The organism is candidate division WOR-3 bacterium (assembly GCA_039801245.1).
GTDB lineage: Bacteria > Hydrothermota > Tepidihabitantia > Tepidihabitantales > Tepidihabitantaceae > JAOABP01.
This window is the reverse complement of record JBDRUF010000057.1, coordinates 1-11525: the sequence shown is the minus strand read 5'-3', so window position 1 is coordinate 11525 and position 11525 is coordinate 1. Positions and strand designations below refer to the sequence as shown.

Sequence of the window (11525 nt, the reverse complement as noted above, 5' to 3'; positions counted from 1 at the left end):
GGGAAACGCCCTATGCAGAATCGATATTTCATCTCAAGGAAAAATAAATGCCCTTAAGTGAAACCCAGATAAGAAAAATAGAAGGAATCATTAAAGATTGCCTCAGAGAAAAGTTCAGTTCTTACAATCCAGAAACAAACAATATGCCCTTTCATTTCCATCTTTTGGGACGGGATAGAATGGCATTATATTCGTTTATCCATTCCGTTGCTACCTCCTTTGGGATTTCAATATTTCAACCTATCGCTGAGACACTTGCTAGTTTGAAGTTCCCTGCCGCACAGAAGCAATTTTCAGTTGGAAACTTAATAAGCGAAAAGGCGCAAGAAGAGATTCAGCATATTATGGATAAACTTTCGTTGGGAGGAACTTCAAACAAGGTTGCCGAAATAGAAAGAATACGGAATGTCTGTACCAAAGGGAGAACGATTAAGACTAAGACGGTAAATGTAGATTTATATGTTAAGGATATCAACGGAACTGTTCATCTGTTTGAGATCAAAACTGCCAAACCGAACAAAGGTAACTTTAAGGAGTTCAAAAGGACCCTCTTGGAATGGATAGCCCTTTATTTATTTCAACACCCAGATGGTGATGTTCAATCTTATGTTGCAATACCATATAACCCTTATGAGCCAAAGCCTTACGCAAGATGGACTATTGGGGGTATGCTGGATTTGGAGCACGAACTAAAGGTTGCGGAGGAATTTTGGGATTTCCTCGGGGGCCAAGGAGCATATACGGAAGTCTTGGGTTGCTTTGAGCGAGTGGGTATTGAATTAAAACCTGAAATAGATTCATATTTTTCGCGGTTCAAATAAAAACAGAACTCAATTGACGAAAAAACAGTAAGATTGATAAAATATAAATTGAATCCTCAAAAGGACAATCTGATTTTGGAGGAAATAACATGATAGATAAACCCTTTGTTAAGGAATTCTTAAAGGAAACACTTATTGAAGTTAAGGTTCCTACTGACATCTCTCTGGATGACCTGACAGCTGTATTTTGCCGATATTTGGAACAAGACTCTTATCAATGGCTGAGGGATAACTTCAAATCATTTTTTAACCACGGCGACCCTGATTGGACCGAGATAAGAAGAATGATTAATGAATCAAAAGAAACCGCATAATAACTGGTAAAATAAGGCTGATTACAAAATTCAAGAATCAATTGACCCGGAAACGCTATTTGACCCCAAAAGGCATAGAATAATGGCTTAACGCCTGAGTTAGTTCATCAATGCTTATGCGTTGACTTTGGGCTCATTGGGGATAACATTGCCTTTTAATGCTTAAAGGTCCTTATCAGAGCGATGAACTTGATTGTGAGATTGAAGCGGGTCATCCCGGCGTATTTGTCATTTCCGCTGACGGGCAAACGGTTGCCCTTGTCGGACGCTCGGACAAGGACCTGCGCGGTCACTTAAAAAGGCTGTTTAAAAGTAACCGGCATTACCGCTACTTCTGGTTTGAATACGCATCCTCGCCCCAGAACGCCTTTTACAAGGAATGCAGGTATTATCATAAATATCCTCCCAAAGGGAAAAACGCTCATCCCGTTCCACCCCGCGGTCTTAAATTGAGATGCCCGGTGCGAACCTGTCGGGCAGGATAGCAGGCGGTTCAATCTTGAGGTCAAGGATTCCTAACCTCTCCTTTATTTGACTTTGGTATCCTGTATGATACCATTTTGGGCTTAAAATGGTATCATAAGATGCACAAAGATACACTTAAACTAATCCTGAATGAGTTTCAGGAGGCGCGGTTTCCAAGGATCGTCCCACGCGAGTTAAAGGTGCCCTTAGATACGGACAAGGCGATAGCCATAACCGGGGTGCGCCGTTGTGGCAAGACCTTCTGGCTTTTCGGTCTCGCCCAACAACTAGTTCAGTCCGGTGTGCCCAAGCGCCATATCGGTTATGTCAGTTTTGATGACCCGCGTCTGGTGCCGGCGGATGCGCTTGACCTGGAACTTTTGCGTGAGGCGCATTTTGAACTGGCACCAAAAGCGGATGATGGACATCGTTATCTCCTTCTTGATGAGGTGCAGCGGGTGCGCAACTGGGAACTGGGTGTGCGCCGGCTTCTTGATACCAGGGAGTTTCGGCTGTTCGTCACCGGTTCCTCATCCCAGATGCTCAGCCGTGATATCGCCACCACCCTGCGTGGTCGTGGTCTCAGTTATGAACTGTTGCCTTTTTCGCCCCGCGAGTTTCTTGCCGCCCGGGGCATCCCTTTAGACCATCTCACCTCTTTTTCGCGCCGCCGGTTTGAGGTAATCGCTGCCCTTGAGGACTATTTCAACTTTGGCGGATTCCCTGAGGTGGTGCTGGAAAAGGAGCCGAATATGCGGCTGCGGATTCTGCGGGAGTATCTTGATACGATGTTTTTGCGCGACATCGTTGAGCGTTATCGCATTCGGAATCTAAATGCTATGCGCACGTTATTCCGTTTTCTGATGACAAACATTGCCACTCCCTTTTCGGTCAACGCCTTCAGCCGTTGGTTGAAGGGCACGGTTCCGGTCATCAAGCGGACGGTTATTAACTACCTCAATCGTCTTGAGGAAACCGGGCTGGTTTTTCTCGTGCGGAAGTTCTCCCATTCCCTCAAAGAGACAGCACTGCGACCGCGGAAGGTTTATGTTGTAGACCCGGGCTTACGCGCGGTTCACGGCTTGACATTCAGTCAGGACCGGGGCAGGGTTCTTGAGAATTTAGTCCTCCTGGAGTTGCGGCGCCAGGAGGCGGTTTTCCCGCTTCTTGGGATTTACTATTGGCAGAATGGGAAGGGACAGGAGGTAGACTTTGTTATAACCGATGCCGGTAAACCAAAAGCGCTAATCCAGGTGTGTGCTGACCCGCAGGCGTTTGGGGTCTGGGAGCGTGAACTGGCACCACTGGGTTTGGCAATGGAAAAGTTTAGTCTAAGAAAATCAACGGTCATCACCGCTGATTACGAAGGTGAGGAAAAGTTACCATCCGGATTGGTTCAGTTTGTTCCATTCTGGAAATGGGCACTCACTTTTGATTGGGAAAGGAGAGTTTAACAATGAAGGCGCTTATTTTCGGTGCCGGTCTGATGGCAAGAGCGGTCGCCTATGACCTGGTGCGCCAGAAGGATGTTGAGAAGGTCTTTGTTGTTGACCAGGACCGCACGAGGTTAAGACAACTGAAAAGGTGGCTCAAAAGCCCGAAGTTAAAGACCATTGAGGCAGATGTTACCAACCGCCATCTGATTGAACTGCTTGCCCATTGTGCGGTGGGAATAAGTTGCGTCCCTTATGAATACAACCTGAAACTGACCAGAATGGCAATTGCCGCCAAAACAAACCTCTGCGACCTTGGTGGCAACAACACCATTGTCCGCAAACAACTGGCGCTTGATAAAAAGGCGCAGGCGGCAAATATCACCGTCATCCCTGACTGCGGTCTTGCGCCCGGCATCACCAATGTCCTTGTTGCCGATGCGGTCAGCCGGCTTGACAGAACCGACGAGGTGCACATCCGGGTTGGCGGTTTGCCGCAAAAGCCCGAGCCACCAATCTTTTACCGCCTGGTGTTTTCTGCCCAGGGTCTTTTGAATGAGTACATTGAGCCCTGCCTGATTCTGCGCAATGGGAAAATTTTCAAGGTGAAGCCAATGACCGAGCCTGAGGAGATTATCTTCCCCAAGCCCTTTGGCAGACTTGAGGCATTTCACACCTCGGGCGGCTCATCAACCCTGGTCGAGACATTTAAAGACCGGGTGCAGGAACTTGACTACAAGACGATTCGCTACCCTCAGCACCGGCTGATGTTTCAGTTGCTTCTCCGCGCCGCGGTTGGCAACTGGCAGAAGCTACCCCGTTCCCTTCTTGCCTGCGCCCTGGAAAAGGTGCTCGGGTATGAGAAAGATGACTGCGTCCTGTTGCGGGTTGATGTCAGGGGAAAACTTAATGGCAGAGAAAGGCTCTTACGCTATCAGTTGATTGACTACGCTGACAGGAAAAAGGGTCTGACCGCAATGATGCGCACAACCGGCTTTGCTGCTGCGATTGTTGCCCTGATGCTGGCAAGGCGTGAGATTCAAAAGAAGGGTGTTCTGCCCGGGGAGAAAGCAATACCCAGTAAAAGGTTCATTGCGGAACTGCGCCAGCGGGGCTTGAATCTAAAATACCGGCTGGTTTAGGCGCCTAAACCCGCTCCGCAAGAATTTGGGCTGCCTTTTCTATCAGTTCAATCTCATCCCGGGTAAATGCGTCCGGCTCACTCGCATCAACCGTGATTTCGCCCCACAGTTTTCCCTGTTTTATTACCGGCACAACCAGTTCTGAACGGGTCTCATCAAAGCAGAAAAGGTAGCGCGCATCCGCACCAACATCCGGCACCACCTCAGTGCGCATCGTTACCGCGACGGTGCCGCAAACACCCCTACCCACAGGAATCCTCTCGAACCCCTTGGGCTCTTTGCCCTGATATGGTCCTAAAACCAAATCCTTGCCCTCAAGACGGAAGATTCCCACCCAGTGAAACTTGGGAAAGTGCTTCTTTATCGCCATCACCACCCGTGCCTGTGCATCCTCGCTCCGCTGGCTTGACCGCACCAGCTGTCTGATTTCATCCAGTTGCGCCTGATACATCATATCAGAAACCTCCCGTTCTTCATTATCGGCTTGCCATCCCCGTAAACGGTAAACCCTTTGCGGGTGTCGCAAACCATATCCCAGTGAATTGCCGATTTGTTCTTGCCACCGGTCTCAGGCAGTGCCGCACCCAAGGCAACATGCATTGTCCCGCCAATCTTCTCATCAAATAGGGTGTTTTTTGTGAACCTCTTGATAGAGTAGTTTGTGCCAAAGGAAAGTTCGCCGACCCGTTTGGCACCTTCATCAGTTTTAAGCATCGCCAAAAGCAAATCCTCGCCCTTATCCGCCTTTGCCGAAATCACCTTGCCCTCTTTGAAAACCAGCCGCACATTTAAAACCTCCTTGCCCAGATAGACCGCAGGGAATGAATAGCGGATTACCCCTTCGGTCTTGTCCTCCTCCGGGCTGGTAAACACCTCACCATCAGGAAAGTTGACCCTGCCATCGCAGTTTACCCATTTCCTCCCCTTAACCCCAAAGGTGATGTCGGTATCCTCGCCCACAATCCTGATTGTCTGCAACCGGTTCAGTTTCTGAATCAGACGGCGCTGGCGCTGCGAAACCCTCTCCCACTCCTTTATCGGGTCCTTGCGGTCAACCATCCCTGCCCGATAGACAAAATCCTGATACTCAATCAAGGACATCTCCGCATCCTGGGCTGAAGAGGGTGTGGGAAACTGGGTGCCAACCCAGCGAAATTTACCCTCTGCCTCCCGCTTGAGCATCGTCTCAAAGATTGGTCGCCTTGCCTGCCGGTTTATTGCCAGCCTTTTCGCATCAAGGTTGGTCATCTCCTTGGTATTCCAACCACCCCAGATAAAGAGCATCGCATCCGCTCTCTCAATTTCCAGTTTCTCGCTCGGACTGACAAACCGCAATTGCCTTTCACTCGCATATCTGTAAAACAGATAGGCGCTGTCAGGGATGCTGGCGCGCAATGTCACATTCGCGCCCGTTTTCAACGCCTCAATCAGTGCCGCCTTGTGCAGCTCCTCGGCATTGTAAGGTCCGCTGATTATCAACCACTCATCCTTTTTCAGTTTCAGACTGTAGTGGATCAAAACCTTTGCCAGGTTTTTTACTCTTGGGTCAAACATTTCTGTCCTCCATTTCTAAAATTTTAGCCAATATTCTGCCTTCTGGTCAAAAAGAAACCGGCGATAGAGAAAAGCACTACCAAAATCCCAAACCCGAACAAAAGTTTACGGGCAGAAAAAAAGTTGGTCAATTGCCCGATGAGGAGTGCCGCAAGGGCAAAGAGCATATGCAATAGCCACTCCCGGGTGGAGAAAATTCTGCCCCGAACCTCCTCCTTCACCGACTCGTGCAGGAGCGTATCCATACCGATATAAACCGGGGAAAGTGCCAGCCCCGCGATAAAGATCAATGGTGCCACCGGCGCAAAACTTTTCGAGGCTGCCAGCCCTGCCGCCACCAAGCCCATCAAAAGAAAGGAGAATAGGATTACCTTATGCTTTTTCAGCCGGTGACCCAATGCGCCGTAGACCAGGGAAGAAAGCAAAAGCCCGACCGAGCCAATTGCCGCCACATAACCAACCCCCTTTGTGCCCAAACCAACACCGCCCAATTCCCGGCTTGACTGAATAATCGGCACGTAGAGAACCACCACCGCCGCACCTAAAATAACCATCAAAAGGATTGATGAGTAAACAAAAACAACCGCCGGCTCACCTTTGACAACACGAAGCAGTTCCTTGACACTGTGAATCATCTTTGACTGCTCTTTGATGAACATCTCCACCTGTGCCGGTCCAGCCGGTGTCCTTACCCGGGTGTTGGTCAGTTTCTTGAAGATAAATAACAGCGCAACCACCGAGACAAAATAGGTGAAGGCATCAATGTAAAAACCTGCGGTCCAGGCAGGTCTGATCCCGAGCCGGTGCCAGCCTGACCAGTCAACAATCAAACCACCCAGTAACATTCCGGCAAATGTCGCCAGCCTGCCAATGATGTTTAAGAATGAGTTTGCACCCAAAACCTTATCCTGACCAACTAAATTGGGAATGATTGCCATCCTTGCGGTGTTGAAGAAAAGTCCGAACAGGAACACCAGAAAGGCAAGGAAATAAACGATAAGGAATTGACCGGTCAAAAGGGCAAGAAAGGGGATCAAAAGAACCAGAATGGTGCGACAGGAGTCGCAGGTAATCATCACCTTGCGCCGATCCCAGCGGTCAACCAGGACACCGGCAAGCGGACCAAAAAGCACCACCGGCAGGGCAACCACCACCGAAAGATAGGAAATCGCCTTCGCACTGTCCCAGCCAAATTTGGTCGTAAAATAAGCAATCATTGCCAAGAGCGCCATATAGTCCAGTTTGTCGCCAAAAAGGGAAAAGGCTTGAGATATTGAAAATATCATAAACTCCGGTATCCGCAAAACCGGCAAAAGCTGGCTACGGTTATTGCTCATTGGTCAGATGGACCCTTGGCACCGTATAGCGGGCGATTAGTTCCTCGTAAAACTCTTTGACCTTGAGCGCCACATTTTGCCAGGAGAATTCAAGCGCCCGCCTCCTGCCCATCTCGCCCATCCTCTTTGCCAGTTCTGGCTCCTTGAGAATTTTAATAATCGCCTTGGCTATTGCTGAAGGGTCTCGGGGAGGCACTAAAAAACCCTCCTTGCCTGAGGTAATTACCGTGCGATAACCGGTAATGTCTGATGCCACAACCGGGCGTCCAGTTGCCATCGCCTCAAGAAGAACAATTCCAAAACTCTCATAGCCGATTGCTGGGGAACAAAAAACATCACAGGTGCGATAATATCTCGGTCTTTGCTCCCCCGGTACCAACCCTGCCCAATGCACATGACTCTCCACCTCTTTATCGAGATAGTCCTTGTAAGAATAACCAAAAAGACCGGTGCCAACAACAACCAACTGGACATCTGGCACCTCCCGCACAATCTCAGGTAAAGCCATTAAAAGATACTTCAGCCCTTTCCGCGGCTCAAACCTGCCCAGAAAAAGAATCTTCGGTCTGCCATTATCCAGCTCCGGAATCGGCTCAACATTGGGTCGGAAAAAGTCGCAATCCACCCCGTTGGGAATAATTCGGTATTCACCGGGAAAATACTTGGCAGTTGAATCCCGCGCTGCAGTGGAAACTGCAATCAAACCGTGAATCGCCCGGAAGTAGGGAAGAAGAAGCGAGCGGCAAAGGGCATAACCAATACTTTTGTCATGGCTGGCATGAAAGGTGAAAACATTTATCGACTTGGAAACCCTCAGCGCAACCAAGGGGAGGGTGGGGGCGAGTGAGCCATGCAGGTGAATAACATCAAATTTTTCCTCTTCAAAGAATCTCTTCACCCGTGCCATTGGTCTGAAAGCGATGGGCACACGGGCAAAAGACTTGTTTGAGCGAATCACAAGTCCTCTCCCTATCCTCATCACCTGGTCCTCATCAGGCACCCTGTCTAGACAGGCAAGTGTCTTACCACCCACCCTGGTTGTCAAAATTTTGACTATATCACCTTGGCGTCTTAACTCCTTTGATAGGTGATGGATATGCTCGGCAATACCACCAATATAGGGATAGTAATTGTCCGAGACCATGCAGATGCGCATAATCAGGTGTTAGCGGTCGACGGGCTTTCGGTTGTATGCCTTGAGCCCGGCATTAAGAATCTCAACCGAACGGATTAAATCCTCACACTTTAAAACATAGGCAATGCGCACCTCATTTTTGCCCATTCCGGGTGTGGCATAAAAGCCGCTGCCTGGTGCGAGCATCACCGTCTCGTTGTCCAGGCTGAACTCATCAAGCATAAAGATGGCAAACCGCTCTGCATCGTCAACGGGCAGACCGGCAATAAGGTAAAATGCCCCTTTCGGTGGTAGAAACTTCACCCCCGGGATTTTCTTCAACTCTCCACAAAGCACATCCCGGCGTTTTCGATACTCGTGGCGCACCTCTTCAAAATATATTTTAGGTATCTTTGCCGCCTCCTGGGCTGCTAACTGGTCGATAGTGGGTGGGCAAAGACGTGCCTGCCCGAACTTGAGCATTGTATTCATAAACTCCTTATTGCGTGAGACGACGCAGCCAACCCTTGCCCCGCAGGCGCTGTAGCGTTTGGATATGGAGTCAACCATCACCGCCCGGTCTTCAATCCCTTTCAGGTTTAATACGCTTATCGGTACGGTCTCGTCATAAACGAACTCCCGGTAAACCTCATCCCCAATCAGAAACAGGTTATATTCAACCGCCAGTTGCCTTAAAATCTCCATTTCATCAGCAGTGTAAACCGCACCCGTAGGATTACTCGGATTCGAGAAAAGTATCGCCCTTGTCTTCGGTGTTATCAACTTGATAAAATCATCCTTCCCCGGAAGGGCAAATCCGTTTTCAGGTTTGGTAAGAATTGGTACCAGTTTCACCCCTGCCATAATGGCAAAGCCTAAGTAATTTGTATAAAAAGGCTCAGGCACTATCACCTCTTCCCCGGGGTCGCAGATTGCCTTCAAAGCAAAGGAAATTGCCTCGCTGCCCCCAGTGGTAACTAAAATATCCTCAGGTTGAACCCCGATGCCCGCATTTTGATAGTATTTAACCAAAACCTGAATATAACTCTTCAGTCCGGCAGAATGCCCGTATTCTAAGACCTTGATATTAACCTTCTTATAACCGTCCATTATCTCCCTTGGTGTCTCAATATCAGGCTGTCCAATATTGAGATGATACACCTTGATACCCTTCGCCTTTGCCTTTTCTGCATAAGGGACAAGACGCCGTATTGGGGAGGCTGGCATCAAAAGCGCCCGCTGGGAAAGTTTAACATCTGACACCTATGAACTCCTTTCTACCCCTATAACCTTAGTGACCTCCTCCTCTGTTAAAGGTCCAACCACACCCGCATAAAATCTATCCTCTGATAGGAGGAGGTCAATCAGTTCTATTACATCCCCAACTTTTAGGGAATTGTAAGCCTGGACAGTCTCATCAATGCCTGTTACTCTATCCAAGAGAAGATAGCTTCGTGCTAGGCGCAACATTCGGCTGGTTGAACTCTCCATTGCCAAAACTACCGCACTCTTGGTCATACTCCTTGCCCGTTCAAACTCCTCCATTTTAACCCTTTCCTGCCGCAAAAGTGCTATCTCCTCCCTTAAAACCGTTATGCATCGTAAAAACTTCTGGGCTTCTGCCACAAAGTAAATTCCTAAAACCCCGGTATCCTCGTAACCTTCCACAAAACTGCCAATTGAATATACCAGCCCCTCCTCCTCGCGCAAGCGCTGGAAAAGCCTTGAGGAAACCCCACCGCCAAGAGCGGTGTTGAGAACAGAAAGGGCATATCGCCTCGGGTCCTTGTAGGGGAATGTTGGCCAGGCAAGACACACATAAACCTGGGAAATATCCTTTCTTACCTGCGTAAGGGCTCTGAATGGCATCAGTGGCAGTTTTCCCCTAATTAAGGCTTGGGCTCCAGGGGGGTCAAACTTATCAAGCATCGCCACGAGGCGCTGGTGCTCAATGTCACCTGCTGCCGCAACCACCCCGCTCTTTGCGCCATAAAACGCCTGATAAAACCTCTGCAAGTCATCCCTGTTTAGCCGGGCAATAGAATTAACCGTTCCTAACACCGGCCTGCCTAAACTTTCCTCACCATATATCGCCTTCATCAACAGGTTGACTGCACAGGTCTCTGGGTCCTCTTCGTTAGTCCGAATCTCTTCACTAACCACCCCCTTTTCCTTGTCCAATTCCTCTTGGGCAAAAGCCGGCGCTTTTAAAATCTCCTGCATCAACCCAACCATGGGCTCAATCTCTTCTCTGGGAAACCGGCAGTAAAAACAGGTTATCTCTTTGTCGGTAAAACCGTTCATTTCGGCCCCATGAGACTCGACAAATATGTTAATGCTTTTGGCATTAAGCCGTTCTGTTCCCTTAAACACCATATGCTCAACGAGATGTGCAGTGCCCTCCTTGCCTTTGGGGTCATCCCTGCTTCCTATCCGATAGGCAAAACCCAAGGCAGCCGAACGCAGATACGGCAACCGCTCCGAAATAACAAACAAGCCACCCGGAACCCGGGTGGCTTCAATCCCCTGAAATTCAGAGTGCTCAGCAATCATCTATTCGCTGCACTTTGACTTTAATGCCGGGTCCGCCGGTGAGGACCACGGCTCGTAACCCCTCTACTTGGCTGGCGCCTTTCTGCCCTACCAGAATCACCTGAAACCGGAATCTCACCCCGCTCCTCCATCGCCTTGCGCCGTGAAAGGTTTATCCTGCCCTGCTCATCAATCTCTACAACCTTCACCCAGACCTTGTCCCCGACCTTCACCGCATCTGTTACCTTACTGTATCTTTCCGGACCGAGTTGAGAGATGTGAATCATCCCCTCCTTACCTGGAAGTATCTCCACAAAGGCACCAAAGTTCATAACCCGCGTAACCGTTCCTTGATAAATCTTACCAACCTCCACCTCAGCAACCAGCGACTCCACCCACTCCTTTGCCTTTTGCAATCCCTCAGGATTGGTGGCGGCGATCGTTACTGTACCGTCATCCTCAATGTCAATGGTTGTGCCGGTCGCCTCAATAATCTTGCGAATCGTCTTGCCTCCCGGACCAATCACCGTGCCAATCTTATCCCTCGGGATCAAAATTGAAACAATCCTTGGCGCGTAGCGGGAAATCTCAGGTCTTGGGCGATCAAGAACCGAGTTCATAATCTCTAACACTTTCATCCTCGCCAGATTTGCCTTATGCATCGCCTCATGCAGGATTTTGTACGGAATACCCGGCAGTTTCAGGTCAAGTTGAATCGCCGTGATTCCGTCCTTGGTGCCGGCAACCTTGAAGTCCATATCGCCGTAATGGTCCTCATCACCAATTATGTCGGTCAGAATCTCATACCTCTCA

General features: G+C 49.2%; 11 protein-coding genes. 4 read left to right on the top strand and 7 right to left on the bottom strand.

Features of this window, described 5'->3' with window-relative positions:
• The first annotated feature begins 47 nt into the window (after positions 1–47).
• The 4 genes from ABIK47_07470 to ABIK47_07455 all read left to right on the top strand — a co-directional run bounded on the left by ABIK47_07470 (position 48) and on the right by ABIK47_07455 (position 4175).
• On the top strand, positions 48–821 hold the full coding sequence (locus tag ABIK47_07470; protein ID MEO0020452.1) for a TdeIII family type II restriction endonuclease: 774 nt from the start codon (positions 48–50) through the stop codon (positions 819–821).
• A 472-nt stretch (positions 822–1293) separates the two neighbouring features.
• Positions 1294–1620 carry a hypothetical protein gene (locus ABIK47_07465; protein ID MEO0020451.1) on the top strand — a complete coding sequence of 109 codons (327 nt, stop codon included), beginning with the start codon at positions 1294–1296 and terminating at the stop codon, positions 1618–1620.
• Positions 1621–1695: 75 nt separating this feature from the next.
• Positions 1696–3054, top strand: a complete 1359-nt coding sequence (locus tag ABIK47_07460) for an ATP-binding protein (protein MEO0020450.1) — start codon at positions 1696–1698, stop codon at positions 3052–3054.
• A 2-nt stretch (positions 3055–3056) separates the two neighbouring features.
• On the top strand, positions 3057–4175 hold the full coding sequence (locus tag ABIK47_07455) for a saccharopine dehydrogenase C-terminal domain-containing protein (GenBank protein ID MEO0020449.1): 1119 nt from the start codon (positions 3057–3059) through the stop codon (positions 4173–4175).
• A gap of 4 nt (positions 4176–4179) precedes the next feature.
• Here the strand turns inward: ABIK47_07455 and ABIK47_07450 are convergent, their stop codons facing one another.
• From ABIK47_07450 to ABIK47_07420, 7 genes are all read right to left on the bottom strand, one after another.
• Complete coding sequence (locus ABIK47_07450) at positions 4180–4629, bottom strand: GAF domain-containing protein (GenBank protein MEO0020448.1); 450 nt, start codon at positions 4627–4629, stop codon at positions 4180–4182.
• Positions 4626–5729 carry an aminopeptidase gene (locus ABIK47_07445; protein ID MEO0020447.1) on the bottom strand — a complete coding sequence of 368 codons (1104 nt, stop codon included), beginning with the start codon at positions 5727–5729 and terminating at the stop codon, positions 4626–4628. Before ABIK47_07445 ends, ABIK47_07450 begins: the two co-directional genes overlap by 4 nt.
• A 23-nt stretch (positions 5730–5752) precedes the next feature.
• Positions 5753–7066, bottom strand: a complete 1314-nt coding sequence (locus ABIK47_07440) for an MFS transporter (protein MEO0020446.1) — start codon at positions 7064–7066, stop codon at positions 5753–5755.
• On the bottom strand, positions 7056–8222 hold the full coding sequence (locus ABIK47_07435; GenBank protein ID MEO0020445.1) for a glycosyltransferase family 4 protein: 1167 nt from the start codon (positions 8220–8222) through the stop codon (positions 7056–7058). The genes ABIK47_07440 and ABIK47_07435 overlap by 11 nt, the downstream gene beginning before the upstream one ends.
• A 9-nt stretch (positions 8223–8231) precedes the next feature.
• Positions 8232–9443, bottom strand: coding sequence for a pyridoxal phosphate-dependent aminotransferase (locus ABIK47_07430; GenBank protein MEO0020444.1), 1212 nt, complete (start codon positions 9441–9443; stop codon positions 8232–8234).
• Positions 9444–10733, bottom strand: a complete 1290-nt coding sequence (locus ABIK47_07425; protein ID MEO0020443.1) for a pitrilysin family protein — start codon at positions 10731–10733, stop codon at positions 9444–9446.
• A gap of 20 nt (positions 10734–10753) precedes the next feature.
• On the bottom strand, positions 10754–11525 hold a 772-nt coding region (locus tag ABIK47_07420; GenBank protein MEO0020442.1), incomplete at its 5' end, for a S1 RNA-binding domain-containing protein.